23 protein-coding genes and 1 pseudogene are annotated in these 22,687 nt (G+C 62.3%); 12 read left to right on the top strand and 12 right to left on the bottom strand.

Annotated elements, in window-relative coordinates; translation table 11 throughout:
- The first annotated feature begins 11 nt into the window (after positions 1–11).
- From HYH08_RS17250 to HYH08_RS17240, 3 genes are all read left to right on the top strand, one after another.
- Complete coding sequence (locus tag HYH08_RS17250) at positions 12–1,142, top strand: phosphatase PAP2 family protein (RefSeq protein ID WP_220010998.1); 1,131 nt, start codon at positions 12–14, stop codon at positions 1,140–1,142.
- Positions 1,142–3,454: a S8/S53 family peptidase gene (locus HYH08_RS17245; protein WP_220010997.1), complete on the top strand. Its 2,313-nt coding sequence runs from the start codon at positions 1,142–1,144 to the stop codon at positions 3,452–3,454. The genes HYH08_RS17250 and HYH08_RS17245 overlap by 1 nt, the downstream gene beginning before the upstream one ends.
- A 486-nt stretch (positions 3,455–3,940) precedes the next feature.
- A complete protein-coding gene (locus tag HYH08_RS17240) occupies positions 3,941–4,528 on the top strand; it encodes a DUF2867 domain-containing protein (RefSeq protein ID WP_220010996.1) in 588 nt (195 codons plus the stop codon).
- 24 nt (positions 4,529–4,552) lie between these two features.
- Here the strand turns inward: HYH08_RS17240 and HYH08_RS37485 are convergent.
- A pseudogene (locus HYH08_RS37485) lies at positions 4,553–4,660 on the bottom strand (TetR/AcrR family transcriptional regulator); the annotation flags it as partial.
- A gap of 279 nt (positions 4,661–4,939) precedes the next feature.
- Between HYH08_RS37485 and HYH08_RS17235 the strand changes: the two are divergent.
- Together HYH08_RS17235 and HYH08_RS17230 are read left to right on the top strand one after the other, a co-directional pair.
- Positions 4,940–6,076 (top strand): OpgC domain-containing protein, encoded by a 1,137-nt coding sequence (locus HYH08_RS17235; protein ID WP_220010995.1) that lies wholly within the window; start codon positions 4,940–4,942, stop codon positions 6,074–6,076.
- Positions 6,077–6,313: 237 nt separating this feature from the next.
- Positions 6,314–6,763: a c-type cytochrome gene (locus tag HYH08_RS17230; RefSeq protein WP_220010994.1), complete on the top strand. Its 450-nt coding sequence runs from the start codon at positions 6,314–6,316 to the stop codon at positions 6,761–6,763.
- A 93-nt stretch (positions 6,764–6,856) separates the two neighbouring features.
- Here HYH08_RS17230 and HYH08_RS17225 read toward each other — a convergent pair whose 3' ends face one another.
- From HYH08_RS17225 to HYH08_RS17210, 4 genes are all read right to left on the bottom strand, one after another.
- Positions 6,857–7,942, bottom strand: a complete 1,086-nt coding sequence (locus HYH08_RS17225; RefSeq protein ID WP_220010993.1) for an Acg family FMN-binding oxidoreductase — start codon at positions 7,940–7,942, stop codon at positions 6,857–6,859.
- Positions 7,943–8,045: 103 nt separating this feature from the next.
- Positions 8,046–9,113, bottom strand: a complete 1,068-nt coding sequence (locus tag HYH08_RS17220) for an SbmA/BacA-like family transporter (RefSeq protein WP_228747889.1) — start codon at positions 9,111–9,113, stop codon at positions 8,046–8,048.
- Positions 9,114–9,150: 37 nt separating this feature from the next.
- Positions 9,151–10,116: a 1-phosphofructokinase family hexose kinase gene (locus HYH08_RS17215; RefSeq protein WP_228747888.1), complete on the bottom strand. Its 966-nt coding sequence runs from the start codon at positions 10,114–10,116 to the stop codon at positions 9,151–9,153.
- A gap of 110 nt (positions 10,117–10,226) precedes the next feature.
- A complete protein-coding gene (locus HYH08_RS17210; protein WP_220011149.1) occupies positions 10,227–11,564 on the bottom strand; it encodes a GH1 family beta-glucosidase in 1,338 nt (445 codons plus the stop codon).
- 97 nt (positions 11,565–11,661) lie between these two features.
- On the opposite strand from HYH08_RS17210, the gene HYH08_RS17205 reads away from it, so the two are divergent.
- Positions 11,662–13,095 (top strand): glycoside hydrolase 5 family protein, encoded by a 1,434-nt coding sequence (locus HYH08_RS17205; RefSeq protein WP_228747887.1) that lies wholly within the window; start codon positions 11,662–11,664, stop codon positions 13,093–13,095.
- Positions 13,096–13,111: 16 nt separating this feature from the next.
- Here HYH08_RS17205 and ppsA read toward each other — a convergent pair whose 3' ends face one another.
- Both ppsA and HYH08_RS17195 read right to left on the bottom strand, forming a co-directional pair.
- Entirely contained in the window at positions 13,112–15,523 is a 2,412-nt protein-coding gene (gene ppsA / locus HYH08_RS17200; RefSeq protein WP_220010991.1) for a phosphoenolpyruvate synthase, read from the bottom strand.
- 18 nt (positions 15,524–15,541) lie between these two features.
- Positions 15,542–16,228 (bottom strand): CBS domain-containing protein, encoded by a 687-nt coding sequence (locus HYH08_RS17195; protein ID WP_220010990.1) that lies wholly within the window; start codon positions 16,226–16,228, stop codon positions 15,542–15,544.
- A gap of 166 nt (positions 16,229–16,394) precedes the next feature.
- Between HYH08_RS17195 and HYH08_RS17190 the strand changes: the two genes are divergently transcribed.
- Positions 16,395–17,216 carry a universal stress protein gene (locus HYH08_RS17190; protein ID WP_220010989.1) on the top strand — a complete coding sequence of 274 codons (822 nt, stop codon included), beginning with the start codon at positions 16,395–16,397 and terminating at the stop codon, positions 17,214–17,216.
- Positions 17,217–17,241: 25 nt separating this feature from the next.
- Positions 17,242–17,424 (top strand): hypothetical protein, encoded by a 183-nt coding sequence (locus tag HYH08_RS17185; RefSeq protein WP_220010988.1) that lies wholly within the window; start codon positions 17,242–17,244, stop codon positions 17,422–17,424.
- A 22-nt stretch (positions 17,425–17,446) separates the two neighbouring features.
- Here HYH08_RS17185 and HYH08_RS17180 read toward each other — a convergent pair whose 3' ends face one another.
- From HYH08_RS17180 to HYH08_RS17170, 3 genes are all read right to left on the bottom strand, one after another.
- Positions 17,447–18,154: a c-type cytochrome gene (locus tag HYH08_RS17180; protein WP_228747901.1), complete on the bottom strand. Its 708-nt coding sequence runs from the start codon at positions 18,152–18,154 to the stop codon at positions 17,447–17,449.
- Positions 18,155–18,342: 188 nt separating this feature from the next.
- Positions 18,343–18,507: a hypothetical protein gene (locus tag HYH08_RS17175; protein WP_220010986.1), complete on the bottom strand. Its 165-nt coding sequence runs from the start codon at positions 18,505–18,507 to the stop codon at positions 18,343–18,345.
- A 28-nt stretch (positions 18,508–18,535) separates the two neighbouring features.
- A complete protein-coding gene (locus HYH08_RS17170) occupies positions 18,536–18,736 on the bottom strand; it encodes a hypothetical protein (RefSeq protein WP_220010985.1) in 201 nt (66 codons plus the stop codon).
- A gap of 108 nt (positions 18,737–18,844) precedes the next feature.
- Here HYH08_RS17170 and HYH08_RS17165 point away from each other — a divergent pair, with 108 nt between their 5' ends.
- Both HYH08_RS17165 and HYH08_RS17160 read left to right on the top strand, forming a co-directional pair.
- The gene (locus HYH08_RS17165; protein ID WP_220011159.1) at positions 18,845–19,072 is read left to right on the top strand and encodes a hypothetical protein; all 228 of its coding nucleotides are present in this window, start codon (positions 18,845–18,847) and stop codon (positions 19,070–19,072) included.
- Between the two features lie 48 nt (positions 19,073–19,120).
- Positions 19,121–20,044 (top strand): PLP-dependent cysteine synthase family protein, encoded by a 924-nt coding sequence (locus HYH08_RS17160; protein ID WP_220010984.1) that lies wholly within the window; start codon positions 19,121–19,123, stop codon positions 20,042–20,044.
- A 37-nt stretch (positions 20,045–20,081) separates the two neighbouring features.
- On the opposite strand, the gene HYH08_RS17155 is transcribed toward HYH08_RS17160, so the two are convergent.
- Together HYH08_RS17155 and HYH08_RS17150 are read right to left on the bottom strand one after the other, a co-directional pair.
- The gene (locus tag HYH08_RS17155) at positions 20,082–20,477 is read right to left on the bottom strand and encodes a RidA family protein (protein WP_220010983.1); all 396 of its coding nucleotides are present in this window, start codon (positions 20,475–20,477) and stop codon (positions 20,082–20,084) included.
- A 444-nt stretch (positions 20,478–20,921) separates the two neighbouring features.
- Positions 20,922–21,170 (bottom strand): hypothetical protein, encoded by a 249-nt coding sequence (locus HYH08_RS17150; protein ID WP_220010982.1) that lies wholly within the window; start codon positions 21,168–21,170, stop codon positions 20,922–20,924.
- A 195-nt stretch (positions 21,171–21,365) separates the two neighbouring features.
- Between HYH08_RS17150 and HYH08_RS17145 the strand changes: the two genes are divergently transcribed.
- A complete protein-coding gene (locus HYH08_RS17145) occupies positions 21,366–21,584 on the top strand; it encodes a hypothetical protein (protein WP_228747886.1) in 219 nt (72 codons plus the stop codon).
- 138 nt (positions 21,585–21,722) lie between these two features.
- Positions 21,723–22,646, top strand: coding sequence for an RNA polymerase sigma factor RpoH (gene rpoH, locus HYH08_RS17140; RefSeq protein WP_220010981.1), 924 nt, complete (start codon positions 21,723–21,725; stop codon positions 22,644–22,646).
- Positions 22,647–22,687 lie beyond the last annotated feature (41 nt).

Below are 22,687 nucleotides of genomic sequence, written 5' to 3'. Positions count from 1 at the left end.
CGGGGGACAACATGTCGATTCTGGGTGGGACGGGCGGCACGGGCGGAACCGGAGGTACAGGCGGCACCGGTGGCACTGGAGGGACCGGCGGCACGGGGGGAAATGGTACGCTGAATTTCACCGGGCTGGGTGCATTTCTCGGCGCCGGCGCTGATCCGGTCTACGACCCGATACTGGTGCAAGCGCTGCAGATTACCGAGCAGTCGATCACGCATGTCGCCACCCACAGCCCATTGCCGCAGACAATTCATCCGCTCGGTTTTTCCAAACGGGAGAACATGGCGCTATGGGCCGACTGGGTCCGGTCATCGGTCTATCTCACCGATTTTCTCAAGGATCTCAATTGGGAGATCGGCACGCGCCCCGAACGGGTGACTCTGAGTTACGGCAAGCGCAACGGTGTGTTCGCCATCCTGCGTCGTCCGACGATGAAGGCCTTCGCCGAGCAACTTCCTCTGATGCGCGCCTATCTCGATCAGCGGCCGGACCGTGCGGCCGAGGTGATGACACAACTCGGCTTCCCGACCCCGTACTTCGCCATGATTCTCGGCCTGCAGTCGTTCAATCGCTACACTTTCGAGCTGATCGGCATCACGCAGGTGCTCGCCTCTCATGTCGCGATGGTCGTCAAGCATCACATGGCCTGCCGCCGCCCGGGGCGCACCGGCGCGCAGGTCATGCCGATGATCCCGACACCCGCCCATGGCAGCTTTCCGAGCGCGCATGCCACCGAGGCCTATGCGGTTGCGGAGGTCCTGCGGGGCCTGGTGGAGCAACAACGGCAGCATTACACGGATTTCCGGCAGCGCAAGGCGCTGCTCGGAAAACTTGCTGAGCGGATTGCCGTCAACCGCACAGTCGCCGGCGTGCACTATCCGATCGACAGCTGGGCCGGCGCGATTCTTGGCCGCGCCGTGGGCCAGATCATTCTGGCAAAGTGTGGAGTCAATGTGAGCGTCGACGCGTACGAATATTCCGCCCAAGGGCAACGCGATTTCTATCAAAAGGAGTTCGAAAAGGGAAACAACCAGGATTTCGGTGTGACCAGGTCCGGTCATCATGCCGTCGCCCGCAGCGAGGTCTTTGTCTGGCTGTGGGGAAAGGTCGCCGACGAATTCGACCTGCACAACGGGTCGGTGTAATGGCCCGGCGAGCCCGCAGGCACCGCAATATCGTCAACCCGCTGCAGCCGGGACTTGGCGTCTATGAGTTCTGGAGGTTCGGCGACGGCAGGGACTTCGCATTTCCCGCGCCCGAAGGCGCGGCCAAATACCTGACCGCGCTCGCGGAGCTGGAACTCATCGACGGGCCAGTGCGCAGGTCGCCACCGGCCAGAGGAGTCTCGATCTGGGTGCCGACGCTGTGGAAGCCCGCATCGCCGGCGAAGCCGCCATTCAGACCCCGCTTCGTTCCCTTCGTCCTCGCCAGGCCTGACAGAGGTCTGAACAACTGGGATAGCCCGGCAGAACTGCACAGGCGTCTTCTTCGCGGCGTCAGCCAGACGGGTTTCCGTCGGTTCGCGGAATCCGTCGACCTTCGAAAAGCGCAGTTTCGCGTCGGACTGCCGGTAAAGCGGGCCGCGATGCGGGAATGCGTGCCGTCGTCGCCGCATTGGCAACCCGACCTCGCATTGCTGGGCCGCGGGAAGCTGAAGGGTCGCCAGATCAGCGGCGCAGGCGAACGGCGAATCACAATCTTCGCCATCATTGACGACGGGCTCCCGTTCGCCCACCGGAACTTCCGTTGTAGCAATGGTAAGCGGACGCGCGTTGAATTCTGCTGGCTGCAATCGGCCAAGGCCGATCGGCGCCACAGCGTTCTGTTCGGTCGCGAATACACGCGTGAGGACATCGAAGCCCTGATCGCGAGCCACGGCGACGACGAGGACGCGCTGTATCGCGCCGCTGGGGCGACGGACGACACCGAAGGCCTCGCCAGCATGCTCGCCCGCCACACGACGCATGGCGCCCATGTGATGGACCTAGCCACGGGATACGCCGAGGAACGCAGCGAGGAGCCCGTGGAGGAGATCCGCATCGTCGCCGTGCAGCTCCCCAACCTGCTCACTATGGACACGTCTGGCGTCGGCAAGGACATGTATCTGCTGTCGGCCTTCCACTACATCTTCGATCGCGCCGAGCGGATTGCGCGCGGATACGACATCGCGCGAGCACGTCTCGTCGTCAATTTCAGCTACGGCTATTTCGGCGGTTCGCATGACGGGCGGATCGACGTCGAGGCGGCGATCGGCGAACTGATTCATGCGCGACGTAGATTGTCAGGCCCCACCGCGCTCGTCGTACCGGCCGGGAATTCGTTCCTGGAGCGGATGCACGCGCGGATCGCGGAGGACCAACTAGCCGGCGGCGAGACGCGGTTGCGGTGGCGGCTGCAGCCCGCAGACCGTACGCCGAACTATGTCGAGCTCTGGTTTCCCGAGGCGTTCGATCCCGTCGGATACACCATCGCGATGCACGATCCATCGGACTTGCCGCGCGGATCGCTTCCATTCGGATCGGCCGGCAAGGCTGCAACTGGCCGAAACGGCCGTGACGCAAGGAGCCGCTCTGCGAAGATATTCGACGACAATCATGTGGTCGGCCTAATCAGTGCCGACTACCACAGGTGCAAGCGATGGCGCGTGCTGATCACCACCGCGCCGTCGGAGCCGGGGAACGGCAAGCATCGCGGCATCACGCCGGGCGCCTGGATGATCGTGATCAAGCGCAACGCGACCGCGGCGCCGCTGCCAGAACCGATCCATTGCTGGATTCAGCGTGACACGGACCCGGAGAGCTTTCGCTCCGGCGCACGCCAGAGCTATTTCGACGACCCGCTCGACATGCGCATCGACAAGGACGGATCGCTGCGGGAGGACGACACGGCCGGTGCCCTGGTTCGGCGGTTCGGCAGCCTGAACGCGCTGGGGACCGCCAACGCATCGATTACGGTCGCGGGCTTCCGGCTCGAAGCCGGCCTGGGCTCATCGATGGCGCAGGGACGTCCCGCGCGTTACAGCGGAGCCGGAATGCAGAACGGTGAGTTGCCGGAGGCCAGGATCGACTGCGGGTCGATGTCGGATCGTCTGCTCTGCCTCCCCGGCACGGTCGCGGCCGGCGTGCACAGCGGATCACGATCCATCCTGCAGGGCACCAGCGTGGCGGCGCCGTTCGTCGCACGTCAACTGGTCACGACTTTCACGACTGCGAGCGATGAGGATGTGGAGCGCGCCGAGCGCGACAACTACCTGCCGCTTCTTCGTGGCCACCGCGTCGCTGCCGGCGACCTCCGGGTGCGCCTTGGCGAGGTGCTCGTTGCACCACACTGGCAACCCGAAATCGACGCCTCTCTCCTTGCCCGGGACGAGGAGGAGAGTTCGGCATCATCAATATCAGTGCCCGCGTCGGGGAACAGGAAAAGGCGGGCTGGTTTGCTACAGAGAGCTCGGGATTGAGAAGCAAATCCGTCCGGCCAACACGTGGACGCGGCTCATCGCCCCTGATGCCGGGGCGAATGCGCTGATGTTCTCGCCTAAATGACACCGGGATAGCGCATGTTCGGCTGGTGTGTGGAATGGCGGTAGGAGTCCAGGGGCTTCAACCCACAACTAAGAGAAGAGAGGGACCGCGCCAAGTCCGGAATTCATGAGATCTTTGAGCGGCTCAGAAGTGGCGAAACACCAGCATTTTGTTGACGAAGGCTGATGCTATTGACATCTCCATCAGCGGTGCTGTCAGTGAGGTCCTGTTCTGCGCTACCGTTCCGAAGATATCCTGCGCGGCCTGCGGGTCTTAGCGCGGCGAGAAGGTAAGATTACAATCGGACTCATTGATGATGATGCGCTTCTGCCGACATAATCCGTGTGAAACGGCGGGGCCACTCATGACCATTCTGATCCTGCATGATGAGGGGGCTCGGAGCTCAGCGTCGGTGCCCGAGCATGCGTAGGTGTCCCAAGATCGAGCCGGCCGACTTGCCGTCGGTCTCGCGGCTGAGCTCGTCCTACGGCCGAGCCGATTTTGCCGATGCGTTTTCGGCGGACTTGCCAGAAACGGCCTCCGGGGACGTAGAGGCGCTCGCACGACATGTCTTCGAACAGCAACCTGGGTGGATCGCGATGCTGATGAGCATCCGAGACATTCTCGTGCGGCCTTTCGGCCTTAAAAGAGCAGCCGATCTGCAGGCCGGCGGAGGTGACCGCATCAGCATCTTTCGTGTCTTCGCTCGAGACCAGGACGAGATCATCCTGGGAGAGGACGACCGGCATCTCGATTTTCGTGTGTCGGTCCTCTTGCAACCGACATCCGAGGGCCGGCCCCGTCGACTGATCGTAACGACACTTGTCTTCTACAATCGTCTGCTGGGCCGGGCCTACATCGCTCTTATCGCGCCCTTCCATCGCCTGGTCGTACGATCGTCGCTCGATCAAGCGCAGAAGCGCGGATGGCCGAGTGATCGCGGCCGTGCCGCACAGCCGCCTCCCGCGACAGGCCCAGCCGGCGCCGGCAACGCATGGATTGAACGCTGACAGGGACCGAGCGAGGTCATGCTTCTATGTCGGCAGGAGCCCGGTGGCCCGGTAGCTTTCGATCAGCGCGTCGAACAATGATATGTCGGAGCGGCTTCTCGCCACGAACTGAGCTCCGGCGATTGCCGCAAACCAGCCAATGGTGCTGCCTCGCCGGTCGTGGCGATGTAGAATTTTGGCGCGGCGATTCGTCGCCTCCTATCCGAGCGTCCCAAAGCGGCGGACTTGCGGTTCCGGGGATGCCCGTCGGGTCCCGGCGTGGAAGGCGGAAAGCCGCAGCCATATGCGGTCGTCCTGTTCGGGCCAGAGGCATCGCAGTCGTTCATGCGCTTCGACGGTACCCAGCCGATCGAGGGATAGCGGGCGAAACGAATTGAGACATCCGATCCGGCAACCGGCGAAGACGAACAGATGAAGTGGAGCGTGGCGACACCGCCGCCGTTGATCGAGCGGGATCTGCGGATCGATCTCTTTCGTGGGCTTTCGCTGTGGTGGATCTTCATCGACCACATCCCCGAAAGCTATCTGAACCATTTCACACCGAAGAATTTCGGGTTCAGCGACGCCGCGGAGATACTTGTCTTCTTGTCGGGGCTCGCCTCCGGCATCGTATATGGTGACATTGCGCGACGATCGGGCCTGGCTGTTGCTTGCCTGCGCATCTTCCGGCGCTCATTCGAGATCTATGCCGCCTACGTCGTGACGCTGGTATTTCTGTTGGGAGAAGTGTCCTACCTGGCGGCTTATCAGACCAGCATGCTGGACCATGCCAACCTCGCGATCATGCTGGAGAAGCCGGCCGACACGTTGTTCCAGGCGCTGCTGCTGCGATATTCACCCGTGAACCTGGACCCTTTGCTCTTGATGGTCACACTTCATTTTGCCCTGCTCGCTATCCTGCCCGCGGTCATGCGCGCGTGGCCCTTGGCATTGACCGGGTCGATCGCTCTGTATCTGCTTTCTCACAAGTTTGACTGGTACATGGACGCTTATCCAACAGGACAGATCTACTTCAACCCCCTGAACTGGCAGTTGCTGTTCGTGATCGGCATTTGCTGGGGGGCGAGCCGCGGCAGGTGGCAGTCCGCCATTCTCCGGTCGGAGACCTTGGCTGCATCGTCCGTGGTCTATCTGGTCTTTTCGCTCCTGATCACATTGGGATGGCAGGTGCATTCGATCGAGGCGTATGTGCCGGGATGGCTTTCGCGTCTGATCTACCCGGTCGATAAGAGCAATCTTGATATCCTGCGCTTGATGCACTTTATGGCGCTCGCGCTGCTCTGTTGGCGCTTCCTGCCAAGCAATCTCGACATCTTGAGAGCGCGGGCGCTTCGCCCGCTTGTGCAATGCGGCGAATACGCCCTCGTGATCTACTGCGTCGGTGTGCTGCTGTCCTTCGCGGGACACGCCGTTCTGAACCTCGGTTGGAACAGCCTGGTGTCACAGACGCTCGTCACCCTCGCAGGCCTGGTGATCATGAGCGCTATCGCAACCTTGCTTGCGGCAATGAATCGCGCGGCACTGCCAGTTCATCCGCGGCCGCTGTAGCGCCAGCAGTTGCGTGTCGTGCGAGGCGCATGCGTGCACTTTCTGGGCTGACGGCGGGACAGGCGATGCAGGTCCTGGGCGTAGTCCTGGGCGTAATCAGCTACCCTTATGCAACTCCCGCCCCGACCGCCGGTCCCCTGAAGCCGTCCTTTGCCATCGTGAAAGTCGTTGACCTAGGTCAAGCTGGACCAAAGTCGACGCTGCTAGGAGCATTTATCCGAACATTGCGGTGCAGCTATGACGATCTGGCGCGCGAAATGGTTGATGATTGCCGGCCTTGCCATCGGGTCTTCCGGCGCGGTTCATGCCGAAGACGTGGACATCGGCCGGTCAGAATTTCAGTCTTCGTGCGCGAGCTGTCACGGTGTGGATGGAAAGGGCAAAGGGCCTGTCAGCGACCAGCTCAAGGTATCGCCTCCAGACTTGACGAGGTTGGCCAGGAACAACAACGGCGTCTTTCCGACCAACGCCGTATACGAAACCATCTATGGATCGAAGACCGTTCCCGCGCACGGCACGCGTGAAATGCCGATCTGGGGCGAGCGCTTCAATCCGATCGTCAACTTGCCTCACTATGTTGATCCGTACTACTGGAAGAAGGCTGGACCGGAGCAAAGCCCGGAAGTCGTGGTGCGAACACGCATCCTTGCTGTCATCGATTATCTGAACCGTATTCAGCAACAGTAGCAACCAACCAGCATCAGCGACAGGCACCCGACTGCGGGCGCTCGACGACGCGTCTGTGGGCGCTCCAGCACGCGGCTGCCGCGCGTATCCTGGTCACGGGGCAGCCATCACGGCTTGCGGCGGCCGGCGCAGTGACTTGGGCAGATCGGGGCCCGCGCCAAACCGCATGACGATGTCCGGACGGCGGTCTCCGATCCCAAGGTAGGAGACGAATTGTGCTCTGAGAGCGGCCACTTCGACGGGTTGATTGATGAACGCATATTTGAGACCAAGAGCTGTCGCTTGCAGTCCGAAGCGTTGACAGGCACGACCCACCGCGACCCAGTGAGCCTTGTTTGAGGTATCGGTTGTCAGCACCACGACGCCCGCCGAACTTTCGATATGCTCCCGATACTTCTGGTTCTCGCCGCTCTCGGTCAAGAAGAAGCGAAGCAGCGGGCGCGCGATCCATCCGGGCAGCGCGGGGTTGCCGGAGGCGCGCGAGAACAGGCCGTCCATCGCTGCTGCCGCATCGGTCTCGCTGAAGCGCATCCATTTCACGAGCTCGTCCATGAAGGCCTTGTCGCGCATTTGTGCCGAATTGCCTTGAAGCACGTAGTCGGCCACGTTCGCCATTCTCGTTTTGTCGGTCATGAATATTGCTGAAACGCCTTGCTCGGCGCAGGCTTTCTCGAGCAGGCCCAAATGGTCTGCGGCAACCGGCTGGCCGTCATACTTGGCGCGGGTACACTGGCGCCAACGTATGGCCTCAAATAGCGCCGATGTGACAACCGGCCCAGGTTCGAGGTCGACGGCAATGACGTCATCCTCCACGTGCGCATTGGCCCTCAGTCCAAGAGCGGACGCCGCCAGGATGAGGTTCTCCGCGGCGCACCCGAGGCTGACGAAGAGGTGATGGTCGTCCGGATCAACGGCCGGCGTGCGGCGCGCATAGTCCGGAGCAATTCGGATCCGTGTCTCCGTTGCCTTGAAAGTCCAAGGCTGCGTGTTGTGGCTGTTTGCGGCCAGGCAGGCAAACCGCACGAGTTCTTGATTTCTCGGTGTGCCGAGCAGGGGAGCCCGAATTGCGCGTGCAACGTCCTCATACGCCGTTGACGCGTTCGACGGCGATGCGCAGCTCATGGAGCCGACGCCGACGCCAAGCAGGGTGCGCAGAATATCTCGACGATCAATCGGCATGTACGCCTTCGAATACAGTGTGGTGCTTACTATGGCGAAAAGCGGCTTTCATATTGAGGCAAATCAACTTTTCGGATGAGCCGAGCAAATCGGCCGCGCCAAGTCAGGAGCGTGTGGAGCTTGGCTCGTCGTCTGGGGGATTATCAATCTTGTCCAGCGCGAGAAGCAGCGACGCGACGCGGTTCGCCGATGCAGCCCATTCCGCCAGACGTGGGTAGTTGTCCGTGAACCAGCTGCAGGCGTTCTGGACGACGACGAACGCCGCCGCTGCCTGAACGACCTCGCCGAGGAGCATCGTGCCGGCCACATATTTCGGCGTGCAGAGCAGCAACCCGATCACCGGTGTCAGCAGCGAATTTGTGTGAGTTATGACTGTCAGTCGCATGAGCTGCCAGCAATAATCCAGCCACGCTGCAATCACGGCCTTGAGGGCGGGGCGAATGGTACGGAGTCCATCCTCGCCTTCCGCTCCGGGCGCCGCGTCCCCTCCGTGTTCGCGCACATGGGTCCCGATGGCCCTCAATTGGGCTTCAGTCCGCTTGTTCTCCTCCAGCACGTGTGTCAGCCGGCGTCCGATCAGCATCGTCGTTGCCGCCACAATGATCGAATAGATGGCGACCGCGACCACCAGATATCCGGGGATGGTCACGGCGAGGCTCGCTGCTTCTATCGTGAGGCTGCCTCCGACCACCCAAAGGACGCCGATAAAGGTGGTTGCGGTCAGCACGGAGCCGAGCAGCCCGAGAATGAGGTCGACCGGCAGGTCCGTTGCCAGCCTCCCGTCCTCCGCGATGCGGTATTCGGGCGCCTGATAGTCTCCCGTCACGAAGTTCAGCCGCACGAAGCGGTTCCGCTCCAGCCAATAGCGGTAGAGCTCGTCGCTGAGCCAGGCTCTCCACCTCCTCTGCAGTGTCATCCGCCCCCAGACCGAGAAGACGGCGAGCGACAGGCTGGCCGCGACGAGCGGGATGAATCGCATCGCCTGGTTCAGGAGCTCCTTGCCGTCCTTGCGCTCGACGGCGTTGAAGAAGTCGCGATTCCAGAAGTTCAGCGAATACTGCGTCAGCAATTGCAGAAGCACCGTCGCAATGAGGAGCACGGTGAGGAGCCAAGCCCAGCCTGCCGACTTGCCAGCCCAGAAGCCGCAAGCGCTCTTCCAGAAGCGCAGCAACAATTTCCGTTCGCCGGGCGATCGGTATCCGACGCCGCTAGGCATGGTCGCCGGCGATAGCTGATACGGTCACACCCGCTGCGAGGCGATGAACGTCGGCTCCTAGGCAAAGCTCCGTTCCAGGATTGAGCAGCGCCGCCGAACCGCCGGCAACACCATAGCGCAGGGCAGTATCGAGGTTGTCGCCATTGGCCAGGCTCGACACCATTGCCCCAAGGAAGCTGTCGCCCGCCCCCGAAACGCTGACGGGCTCCATGGGAAGGCCATTTGCACGCAAGGCAATGTCGCGCGTCAGGAGCAAGGCCCCGTTGGGGCCCATGGAGAGCGCAATGATCTCGATGCGATAGTCCTCGAGCAGGCGCCGACCGGCCGCTAACAGCGAAGGCTCGTCGGCGCAGCCAGTCCCGGCGAGCTCCTGAAATTCCCGAAGATTGGGCTTGATGAGATAGACACCCGCCTCCAACGCGGATTTGAGCGAAGCTCCGGATGTATCCACGATGACCTTGGCGGCCCCTTTCGATGCTCGTGCGACCTTGCCGTAGAAATCAGCCGGCGCTCCGGGAGGCAGGCTGCCACTTGCGATGACAAACGCAGCCTGCGGACTGACGCGCGAAATTGCATCGAGGCACTGCTGCCACTCGGGCTCCTTGAGGAAGGCGCCTGGAAACACCAGTCGAAACTGCTGCCGGCTTGCCTCGTCGAAAACCGTGATGTCTTCGCGGGTATCGCTCGAGGTTGGAATGACGATGCTGCGCACCGCCTCGCGCTCGACCAGGGTCGTCAGGGTTCGGCCGGTTGCCCCTCCGGAAGGATAGACTGCGGTTGGTTCAAGGCCGAGCCGTTTGAGCACTCGCGCCACATTGATCCCACCGCCGCCGGGATCGCGCCGAGGTTCCGCGCAGCGCATCTTGGTGTAGGGCACCATTTTTTTGACCGAAGTCGCGATATCGACAGCCGGGTTGATGGTCAGGGTCACGATTTCGGGTTGCGCTATCTCAGCCAAGGCCCTCGACCTCCATCAGGTTGCGAAGGCCGACGAACGCGACGTCGTCATCCAGAATGAGACGGGCTGGTATTGGGTCAAGGAATTTCCGAGCCTCCCAGACGTTGCTTTCATCCTGGCTGCATCGCCCTGATCAGTCCGGCATACCAGCCGAAAGACGATTTCGGGGTTCGCCGGAGCGAAGCATAGTCAACGTATGTCAGCCCAAACCTGATGCTGTACCCGGAGTCCCATTCGAAATTGTCGAGCAGCGACCAGACGAAATAGCCGCGAACGTCGACGCCTCTGGAAGCGGCTTCGTTCATCGCATCGATATAGGCCTTCAAGAACTCAATTCGGCCCGGGTCGATCACCGCATCGGTCTGGTCGGGCTCGCCGGAATCGCCATAGCCGTTCTCGAGGACGTAGATGGGGAGGCCATATCGCGCGTGCACATCCTGCAGCGTCTGGCTGAAAGCGGCGGGCTCGATCGGCCATCCGATAGGGGTCAACGGAATGTTGGCCGGCTTGTCGCCGAAGTCGTAGCCCAACATCGTATCCGCCCGCGCCTTCACGTAAACCGGGCTGTAATGGTTCAGGCCGAACCAATCGAGCGGGCGGAAAATCCGCGCCAGGTCGCCTGGCTGCATATGCCGATCGATGGCCGCGCGCATCGATGGCGGATATTCTCCGCGGCATTGCGGGTCGGGAAAGGCCGCATTCCAGTACACATCCAGGCGTGCAGCAGCCGCTGCATCGGCTTCGCTTGCGCTCGAAGGCCGGCATGGCTGGTGGTTGTGGATGCAACCGATAGAGGCGTTGATCACGTTGGCCCGAAGCGCATCCACCGCCGCTCCATGGGCAAGATTGACGTTGTGGATCATGCGGTGCAGATCGTCCTCGGCACTGCGATCCCGCTTGCCGAGCGAACGGCTGAACAAGCTGAACATCGACGGCTCATTGAATGTCGCGAAACGCTTGACCCGGTCACCGAAGCGTGCCGCGATCAAACCCGCATAATCGGCGAACCAGAGAGCCGACTCCCGATTGAGCCACCCACCGCGCTCCTCGAGGGCCTGCGGCAGATCCCAATGATACAGGCACAGCCACGGTTCGATGCGGGCGGCCAAGAGCTCGTCAACGAGCCGGTCATAGAATGACAAGCCAGCCTCGTTGGCAGATCCGCACCCGCGCGGCAAGACGCGCGGCCAGGCCACCGAAAACCGGTAGGCCTGCACCCCCAGCGTCTTCATGAGGCCGACGTCTTCGCGATAGCGGTGATAATGGTCGCAGGCGACGTCGCCGGTGTCGTGATTCTTGATGCCGCCGCCTCGGCAATAGATGTCCCAGACGCTCGGCCCGCGCCCATCCTCCTGCGTTGCACCTTCGATCTGGAAGCTCGAGGTGGAGACGCCCCAGATGAAACCCGGGCGCAGGCTTGCGGTGTTCGGCAGTCGCGATGTCGGCATGGACGACCTGCTTGGTCCTGTTCGACCGATGACCTGACGCCGTTGCGCGGCCAGCCAGTTGATCTCACGCTCGTTGTTCCCTGCGACATTGGTAGTCATGCTGGTTCCGGAGGGTTTTGAGATAGGTCAAGACCTCTTGGCTCGGCCGTGCGATGGAACGGGCATCCTTAGCCTGTTGCCGGGGGCGCGCTTGCGAAGAACCAGATGGGGAGGGGTCGTCGACGACGGCCTCGAGGGAAGCGGCTTTTTCCGCATCGCCGCGCGCGATGGCGTCTTCTGGTTCGTCGATCCCGATGGCGGCCGCTTCCTCTCGAAGGGAGTCAACACGGTCCGTTTCGATCAGGATCGTATCGGCGGCACCGATCGTGTGCCCTATGCGGAGGCTTGCCGAGCCAAATACGGCAGCCTGCAAGCCTGGCGCGTCGCCGTAGCTGACCGGCTGGCAAGCTGGCAATTCAACACGATCGGCTGCTGGTCGGATGAAGGCGTCGCCAGTGCGGGATCGCAACCGCTGGCGCTAGCCCCGACCGGAGAGCTCGGCGCATCTTTTCGTCTGCACCGACGCGACCAGGTATTTCCGGATGTCTTCGATCCCGAATTTGCCGCGCACATCCGCGCGAGGGCCAATGAGCGTTGCTCGCTTCGTCGCAATGATCCCGGCTTGCTCGGCACCTTCATCGACAACGAACTCTATTGGTCGACCGACGCGCGGGGACCTAACGAGTTGCTCGTGCTGTTTTTGAACCTTCCGCCTCATCGTCCTGGCCGGCTCGCTGCCATTTCGAGCCTGCAGGCGCATTACCGGGAAATCTCCCAGTTCAACGCGGTATGGCGCACACCGGCGCGATCATGGGAGGAGCTTGGGAGCATAGCCCACGTCGTGGCGCCGTTCTTGAGACTGCCGCCCGGCGGTTTGAACGACGCGCTCGAGACCCGCGCCAATCTGGCTGATCCCGCGCGCGAGGCGTTCTCGGCAGATTGCGACGCCTTCGTCGCCGTCGTGGCAGACAAATATTTCGAAGTCTGTGTTTCGGCAATAAAGGCCGCTGACCCCCATCACCTCGTGATCGGATCCCGGTTCGGCTGGCTGCCCTCGCCCGGTGTGATCGCCGCAGCCGGACGCCACCTCGATGTGATCTCGTTCAATTGCTACGAGTTCGCCCCTGGCCCGTTCATCGACGCCTATGCGGTCGCCGGCAAGCCATGTCTGATCTCCGAATTCTCCTTCCGCGGCGATGACGCGGGCCTGCCAAATTCCAAAGGGGGAGGACCGCGCGTGGCCACGCAGACCGATCGCGCGCGGGCTTTCGAAGGCTACGTCGTGGCAGCCCTCAGCAAGCCGAATGTGGTGGGCTATCACTGGTTTGAACACGCCGATCAGCCGGCGGAGGGGCGTTTCGACGGTGAAGATTCGAATTTCGGCGTGGTGACCATTGACGACCAGATCTATGGCGAGCTGACGACAACGATGATCAAGGTCAACGCCGCGGCAGAGCGCATTCATGCCGCTGCCGTCCCGGATGTGATCTGACCGTTACGAGCCGGTATCACGTGTTTGATTTCAGCGTATTGGTCTCGGCGTCGGACACCACGGCCATAGTTCGAAAGACGCTTGAAGGATTGACGCTGATGGAATCGATGCCCAGCCCGGTCAAGTATCGCGCAATCTCCGGATAGTTCGCAGGCGCCTCGCCGCAGATGCCGATATGGCGACCGTTGCGCTTGGCGCCGGTGATCGCCAGCCGGAACATCTCCAGCATTCCCGGGTCACGTTCGTCGAAGTCGAAGGCCACGATATCGGAATCGCGATCGACTCCCAGCGTGAGCTGGGTGAGATCGTTGGAGCCGATCGAAAAGCCGTCGAACAGTTCCGCAAAGGCATCGATCTGGATGACATTGTTCGGGATCTCGCACATGACGTAGATCTCGAGATCGTCTTCGCCGCGCTTCAGTCCATTGGCTGCCATCGTCGCGATCACGCGCCGGCCTTCCGCGACCGTTCGGCAGAATGGGACCATGACGCGGAGATTGGAGAGTCCCATCTCTTTCCTCACCAGGCGGAGGGCCGCGCATTCCAGAGCAAACCCTTCGGCGTAGGCGGGATGGCTGTAGCGAGACGCGCCCCGAAATCCCAGCATCGGATTCTCCTCTCTGGGCTCGAAGCCGTCACCGCCGATCAGTCTGGCATATTCGTTACTCTTGAAATCGGAAAGCCGTACGATCACCGGCTTCGGATAGAAAGCCGCCGCGATGGTGCCGACGCCTTCCGCCAAACGTTGAACAAAGAAGTCGGCCGGACTCTTGAAGTTCCGGACCAGGCGGGCGATCTCGGTCCGCGCCTTGGCTGACTTGACCTTGTCCTGCTGCAGCAATGCCATCGGGTGAACGCGGATATGTTCGCTGATGATGAATTCCATCCGGGCGAGACCGACTCCGGCTTGTGGCTGCATCGCCGTGCGAAACGCCATCTCCGGCGTTCCGACATTCACCATGATGGCCGTCCGCGGCTGCCGAAGCTGCGTCACGGGTGTCCTGGTCACCTCAAACGCGACCTGTCCCTGATAGACGCTTCCGACGTCGCCCTCGGCGCAGCAAATCGTGACTTCAGTCCCGGTCTCGATCCTTTCCGTTGCGAGCGTGGCCCCCACCACGGCGGGAATGCCCAGCTCGCGCGCCACGATGGCCGCATGGCAGGTGCGACCGCCCTTATCGGTGATGATGCCGGCGGCGATCTTCATGACCGGCTCCCAATCGGGACTTGTGGCGGGTGCCACCAGGATCTCGCCCGGCTTGAAAGCCGAAAGATCGCGCCCGGATACGACGCGGCGCGCGCGTCCTGAAGCGATCTTCTCTCCCACTGCTCGACCTTGGACGATGACGGATCCGCGTTCCTTCAGATTGTACGTCTCATAGACGTCCGCAGAACGCCGCGACGCGACCGTCTCGGGTCGGGCCTGGATGATATAGAGCTGTCCGTCCGCGCCGTCTTTGGCCCATTCGATATCCATCGGCGTCGGGACGCCGGCGCGTTTCGAATAGTGAGCTTCGATCCGGACTGCCATCTCGGCAAGGCTCAGCACTTCGGGGTCCGAGATGCAGTACTTCCGGCGTTCGGCTTCCGGGACCTTGCGGGTGAGCGTTGCATGATCGCCACCCCGTTGGCCGTAGATCATGCGTATCTGCTTGGCGCCGAGCCGGCGCCGCAGCACGCGGCGATATCCCTGGCGCAGCGTCGGCTTGTGGACGTAGAACTCGTCCGGATCGACCTGGCCTTGCACGATGGTTTCGCCGAGACCGTAGCAGCCGGTGACGAAGACGACATCACGAAAGCCGGATTCGGTATCGAGGGTGAAGACGACGCCGCTGGCCGCCAGATCGGACCGAACCATTTTCATTACGGCGACAGAAAGCGCGACCTTGAAGTGATCGAAGCCGTTGTCGATGCGGTAGGAGATCGCGCGGTCTGTGAAAATCGACGCAAAGCAGCGCCGGCACGCCTCGAACAAATCCTTCGGCCCGCGCACGTTGAGAAAGCTTTCGTGCTGGCCGGCAAAGCTCGCTGTTGGCAGGTCCTCGGCCGTTGCAGAACTGCGGACGGCCACCGCAACTCCGGTCCCCGCCTCGCGTTCGAGTTGTCGATAGGCTTCTTCGACCTGATTGCGGAGGAGGAGCGTGTCCACCGCGCTGTATATGACCGCGCGTGCCTTGGCCGCCTTGCTGGCGAGCTGCCTGATGTTGCCTTTGTCGATCCCGTCGAGGAGCTGGTGCAACTCGTCCGCGACGTCGTCTCGCGACAACGCTTCGCGATAGGCGTTCGCCGTAATCGCGAAACCGTTCGGGACGGCGATTCCTTGCGAGGCGAGAGCAGAATACAGTTCGCCAAGCGAAGCGGTTTTGCCGCCGACCAGGTTGACGTCAGCCAATCCGATGTCGAGGAACGGTCTGATATAATTGGTCATGCAGCACTTGCATTTAGATCAGTAGACGAAGACCGGAGTTTCCAGCAGGTGATCATTTACGGTCACCACGCCGGGTATCGCTTCGGCGGCAACGCGAATGGCCGTGCGTTCAGCGAACGACGGCGCGAAACCCCAGATATCGATGACGCCATTCTGCACGGTCGCGTTCACGTTGAACCTGTGAGCCCAAGGCTGCTTCCTCAGCTCTTCGAAGAACCTCGTCCTGATGGCGGAGTCCGGCATCGAAAGTTCAAGCTGCGGTTTCGCACTCGCAATCCCCTGAAGCAGGTTGGCCCGACTGACGATCCCGACCAACTGGCCGTCCTTGCTGATGATAGGAACGCGTTTGATTTGGCGCTCTTCGAGAAGCGCCGCAATCTCGTGCAACGGCGTCTCCGGCGCGGCGGTGGTGACGTCCCGTGTCATGACGTCCTGCACTTTGATGGAATGCGACTTGACGTAGTCGGCCGCGAGCTGGGCATCACCGGTCACCAGGCGCAGCCACCAGGATGGGGAGCGTTCGGTCCCGGCCTCCGCCCTGTGCAGCAAATCCCCTTCGCTGACGATTCCGAGCACCTTGTTCTCGGTATCGACGACCGGAACGGCACTTATGCGTCGTTCCAGCATGGTCCGAGCCACCTCGCGAACGGTTGCGTTCGGTCCAACTGTAACGACCGGCGATACCATCACGTCGCGCGCCTGCATCGCAGCCTCCATATCGCTTCTCGATTGAACGCAATCCTGCCCGATCGGCAGTTGGCCGATTTGATCGGGATCAAGCAAGGCGAGGCCGGCCGCTTGATTTCGGTCAAGCGTCTCGCTGACGTAAAGCTCGATAAAGGGCTATCGCACACTTTGCCGGAGCATCGTCATGTCTGTCGCAAGCGTCATGGTCTACGTCGATTCCGAGCAGCAGGAGGCAGGACAAGTTGCCGTTGCGGGAGGTATCGCAAAGAATTTCGGAGCGGCCATCCTGGGTGTCTCCGCGGTGGCCGTGGAGCCTCCCTTCGTGGCCGAAGGCGTCATCATCGAGCAGACCACCGAAGAGGACCTCAAGCGCATAAAGGCGACGCTTTCGGCCAAAGAGAGTTGGTTCAGGAAGGTGGTCGGCCTGCCGGGCGAGACGGTCGAATGGCGCTGGGCGCTCGATTATCCGACCGACTTTCTGGTCGAGCAGGCTCGAGCGGCCGATCTTGTGATCGTCAAGCGGCGGCCGCTCACCTCCAGCCACTCCCACTTCTTCGATCCGGCCGGGGCGATGCTCCGGATGGGACGCCCGACGCTATCGGTGCCCGAGCGCGTGACGGAGCTGTCCGGCGACCGCATTGTGGTCGGTTGGAAGGACACAAGGGAGGCACGCCTTGCCGTTCGCGACGCGATGCCGTTTCTGACCAGGGCCTCGCAGGTTACCATTGCGGAGGTCTGCGCGCCGAGCGAACAGGATGTCGCTCACAAGCACGTTCGCGACGTGGCTGGCTACCTCCAGCGGCATGGGGTGCAGTGCCAGCACGAGATACGTGTCCATACGGCGGAGCCGGACGGGGGTTATCTCGTCCGGCTGGCCGCGGAGGTTGGTGCCGATCTCATCGTGACTGGCGGCTATGGACATAGCCGGTTGGGAGAGTGGATTTTCGGCGGCATGACGCAAACGTTGCTCGAACAGGCTCCAGTCTGCCTGCTGATGTCACACTGAGGTGAACGCGACAGGAGGATGTGCGATGGACAAGGATCGTCGGCTGCCGCGGGAGAGCGCTACAGAGCGCAAGGCGGACATGCCCACAGGTGATCGCGTCGAGGGGGCCCCCGAGACCGGGTGGGCCGACCATGCGATAAAGGACGCCCTTGAAGACGACGAGGTGCGTGAGGCGTTGAAGCTGCATCGCCGCGGCAAGCGCCCCTAAACCGCAGCCCGCCGCCGGCGTCCTAAGGCGTCGCTCCGGCTTTCAACGTTTCAAGGTACGCCACGACCGCTTCGATTTGGTAGTCCGCAAGTCGTGGGTTCGGCATGGCTTGGCCGGGTCCGAGCCTGCGATGGCTTGATGCCAGGAATTGCCTGATGTCATCGGCGGAGAACGAGGGGCGATTGGTGATCTCCAGGAAGCTCGGCGCCGACGGACGGGACGCCGGCGCGTCCTTGGCGCCGCCCTCGACGACATGGCACGCTCCGCAGGACGCATGGGCCAGCGCCCGGCCTTCGGCGAGCTGATCGACGAACAATTGGTTGGAGACAGGCGGGCGGACCGGGACCTGGATTGCGATCGAGGCGAAACCACCGGCCCGATGGCAGCCGTTGCATTCGTTCGTCAGAGCCGAATAGGCTTTGGTGAACGCAGGCACGTCCTTCTGCTGTATCGCCTTCTTCACGGCTTGCAGTCGATCGTTTGCAGGTGCAATCCGTGATGGATCGGATAGGAGCGCGCCCGCCGCCTCGAGATTTCTGTCGATCTGCTGGAGTTCGTAGCTCGCCAGGCTCCAATTGCTGAGCTTGCCGGCAAACCACAGCTTGGCGTGCTGGAGTTGGAGCCGGGTCATAAGATCGGGGAGTGCGCTGGAGGCGCCGACATGCCCCGTTTCGGCCGGCGCTCCCGCGCTCGATGCCGCTGTCACAAAAATCGCGGCGATGAACACCATCAGCAAGCGCATGCCGAATATCCCGGATCCGATCCCAGCATGGCACCCGATCCCGGCCGGGGATTGATCTCGATCAAGACTGTGCTGAGGTATTCGCCCTGGCGCTGCAATTGCCCAATGCCATCAAGGTCGTGCCGTGCTGGGCTGCCGTCGCACCTGCTTGCGGCGAGGCCCGCCGGCAGACAAGGCTAGTCTTCCGGCCAACGGCTGGTGAGATCGGAATTGGAGGCGCGAACGGGTGTCGAACGGGCCGGCTGTTTGGCAGGCATGCGGGTCGACGAGAGATAAAGCGCGAGCTCGAGGACGCCATACATCGCGAGAAGCATCAACGCCTTGATTGCTTCGTTGGTCATCTAGGTATCCTCCAGCATCCGGGCTCGACTAACGTTGCGCCAGCTTGATCTGACCTTGGATCGGGTGGGGGTGGTAAACAGCCAGCCTCTTTGTTTGCTGCACATTGATGTCGGGATGGGTCAGGTGGACGGTGACGGCAGTCGTGACGATCGCGATTCCGGCAAGCAGTCCGGCGATGACGATCTTCAGGTGCGTTGGCTTGTCCACGCTGTAAATCGAGTGATTCATTGCAGGCCCCTTCCCGGTGCGTGCTGGTGAATCGTTTCTAAGCCATAAACTCTGCGGTCGAAATTTGGGGGCATCACCTAAGGAGATATCCGTAGCGAGCGGAGCAGGGTGGCCCCTGCAATACCGTCCGGCGGCCAGCCACCCGATAGCGACGAGCGGCCGGGCTCCGGCGTCGTCGGCTATAACGTGGAGATCGCCGTGGACACCGAGCATCATCTGATTGTGACGCATGAGGTGACGAACAGCCGCTCGAACCGGCACCACCAGCCCTGCCGCTATCTCTTGAACGCCAAGGAACGTCAGGCTCCGCTTCATGGAGCGCTTGTGCGGCATTGAGAGAATGCGCCGGGAATGATATCCGCAGCATAATCGGGAGATACCACAATGCTCGCTTCGGCCCTCGATCTGATCGGGCGTACGCCATTGGTCGCGCTGGATCGGGTGCATTCCGGACCAGGTCGGATCGTTGCCAAGGCGGAGTTCCTGCAACCTGGTGGAAGCGTAAAGGACCGCGCCGCCAAGGCAATCGTGCTGGCCGCACGGGAGGATGGAAGACTCAAGCCCGGCATGCCCGTCGTCGAGATGACCAGCGGCAACATGGGGGCGGGACTCGCCGTGGTGTGCGCCGCGCTCGGGCATCCTTTCATTGCGACCATGTCAGCCGGGAATAGCGCCGCACGCGCGCGGATGATGGAGGGGTTGGGGGCAAAGGTTGTGCTCGTGCCGCAGGTCGATGGGACGCCGGGACAGGTGACGGGAGCCGATGTCGCCGCCGCCGCCGAGGTGGCCGCACAAATCGCTCGTGATGACGGAGGATATTATGTCGACCAATTCAACGCATCTGAAGCAATCGGCGCGCACGAGACCACCACGGGTCCCGAGATCCTGGAACAGTTCGGCGGACCCGTGGATGGCTGGGTCGCGGCCGTTGGCACTGGCTGCACCTTCATCGGCGTTGCTCGGGCGCTGAAGGCTGCCAATCCCGCAACCTTGTGTGCGGCGGTCGAACCGGAAGGGAGCGAACCCTTAGCGGGGAAGAAGGTCGAAAAAGCGCGACATATCGTGCAGGGCATCGGCTACGGCCTGGTTCCACGGCATTGGGACGCCGGACTCATGGACCTGAGCCTGACGGTCACGGACGCCGAGGTCGAATATTGGCACCGTCAGCTTGCGGTCATGGAGGGACTTTACGTCGGCTACTCTGCTGCCGCCAATGTCTGCGCAGCAGCGAAGCTGCTTGGATCTGGTCGCTTGAAGGTGGATGCGACGGTTGCCACCGTGCTGTGCGATACTGGCCTGAAATACTGAGGCAGCCAACTCCCACTCCGTATGGTGGGTTGCTCCGCTAGGGAGCGGCTGCTGCAATCGCCTCAATCTCGATTACGAATTCCGGCCGGACCAATCCGGCCACCATGATCAGCGTGGTCGTTGGCGGCGCACCCGGAAATCGCCGGTCGCGCGCCCGTCGGTAGCCATCCATATGCTCGCGTGCCGTAACGTACACGCTCAGGCGGATCACGTTGGCCATTGTCATTCCGTCTTCCGCCAAGATGGCCTCGATGTTTTTGAAGCAGATCTCAGCCTGCCCCTCGCTATCCGCGGGAATCTTGCCATCGAGGCCGATGCCGAGCTGGCCCGCTGTGATGGTCAGCCGGTAGCCCGCTGGCACGGAATACCCGTGGCTATAGCGCGCCAAAGGGGGATGGATGGTTGAGGGGGACAGCGTGCGCACGACGGTCATTCCTGATTTTGGGATCGGCGCAACCAAAAGTATTCGAAGCTGAGGCGTTACGCCATCGCCCGGAATTCATATCAGATACGACAGTCCGCTCCTGATGCCGTGGAGGGCTCCTCCACGGGCACGAACTCGGACTTCGCGTACACCCCACCCTCTTGGATCAGAGGGTGAAGTGACGAAGCAACGCTCGGACGACACGCGCCGCGTGGACGCGACAGCGTGTCTGCAACGCGGGGGTCACCGTAGGATGGGTAGGGCACTTGCGAAACCCATCATGCGTTGGAGCAAGAGAATGATGGGTGCCGACGAAATGCGCGCCGCGCGCGAAGATGATCTCGCCGCGCATGGCGCGAAGCGCACGAGGCAGCGGGCTCAATGAAAGAGCCCGCCCCTGCTATGCCATGGGTAGCGGCCGGCGGGGTGACGCGGCCGGCCGCGTTGACGCGATCAGTAGCTGCCGGTGCCCGGCTCGCACGGCACGTTGTTGCCGGTCCACGGCGCGGTGGCGAAGGCACCGACGCGCGGCGCCGGAATGCAGGCGCGCTCGCCCGGATAATAGAACGGCGTGGTCGTCGCCACCGTATTGGCTTCCACCGCGGGCTGCTGCACGACGCGATGATGCTCGCGCGCCATGACGGGGCCGCCCAGCATGGCGGCTGCGATCAATCCCATCGACAACAGTTTGGACGTGGTCATTCGCTCTCTCCATTGATGACACCAGGCCGGACGACCGGCTCGTCATCGGATGTGTGAACGACTGGACGGGATTCAAACGCACGAATTGCTCACCGCATTTCAACCGCACGTGAGTCCGGTCGGCGTCGCGACCACGATCGTGCGAATGCATAACATCCGTGTCCTGAGAAACTACAACGCGTGCGTTGAGAGCCTATGTTCGATCCATCGCAGTTCGAAGCGGAGCGAGAGAAGATGATCACGGCATGGGCAGAACGCATTTCCGTTACATTTGCAACATTGGCGCGGCGCGCGGCCGAGATCATGAACCGCACTTTGATGGCGCCTCTCATGCCGCAGCGCTATCCCGTCGCGCAGCGGGCGGTCTCCATCAGGCGGCATCAGCGCCGCCTGTTCGACGCGCGCGAGCATTGAGCATGACGCCGCGCGATGCCGAGCCCGTGCATTCCCATCGCACAGCACGGCGCCGGGCGGGGCATAGACCGAAGATCACGGGCCGAAGATCATGAACCGGATGCTCGATCAGCCGGTCGTGGAATGCAGGAGTGAGACATGCTGACCAGCCATGAAGTCGTGAAGCGCGAGCCTGTTGCCGTGCCGGCCGCATCGGTGTCGGCGCCGTTCCTCAGCGCCTATTCCGCGAACATCCGTCGCTTCGACCTGCTCGAGCCGGATCAGGAGCAGCAGCTCGCGCGTCGCTGGCAGCAGACGAGGGACCGCAGCGCGGCCGATGCGCTCGTCACCAGCCATCTCCGCCTCGCCGCCAAGCTCGCGCGCGGCTACAAGGGCTACGGCCTGCCGATGGCCGATCTGATCGCGGAAGCCAATCTCGGTCTCGTCATCGCAGCATCGCGCTTCGAGCCCGGCCGTGGCGCGCGCTTTTCCTCCTACGCGATCTGGTGGATCAAGGCGTCCATCAACGAATACATCCTGCGCTCATGGTCCCTGGTCAAGATCGGGACCACGGCCGCGCAGAAGAAGCTGTTTTTCAAGCTCCGCAGCGAGATCAGGAAGGCCACTGGGAGCGTGATGACCGGACTGACGCCCGACGTCGCCGAAGCGATCGCCGGCAAGCTCGAGGTGACCGCGCGCGAGGTGATCGAGATGGACGCGCGGCTCAACGGCGACATGTCGCTGAACGCCCGCGTCGGAAACGAGGATGGCGGAACCGAGCTGGAAGCCTTGCTGGTCGACGGCGCGACCGATGCGGAGACGATGCTCGCCGATCACGATCAGGCGGAGCGGCGCGCAAAGGCCTTGCGCGTCGCGCTGAACGGCCTTGCGGCGCGGGAGCGTCGTATCTTCGAGGCCCGGCGGCTGGCGGAATGCCCCGTGACGCTCGATCAGCTGGCCCGCGAATTGTCGATCTCGAGCGAACGCGTCCGGCAGATTGAGATCCGCGCCTTCGCCAAGGTCAAGCGGGCCGTGATGTCGGCTGCGCAGGATGCCTCGGGCGGCACTGCGTGCCTTGTATGAACTCGATTTCAGTTGAAGGGAGGTCCGGCCGTCCTCACCTG

The sequence above is a fragment of the Bradyrhizobium sp. BR 10289 genome (assembly GCF_019455385.1).
Classification (GTDB): domain Bacteria; phylum Pseudomonadota; class Alphaproteobacteria; order Rhizobiales; family Xanthobacteraceae; genus Bradyrhizobium.
Note: the sequence above shows the minus strand (reverse complement) of the source record. Positions and strands in the feature narration are given on the sequence as shown.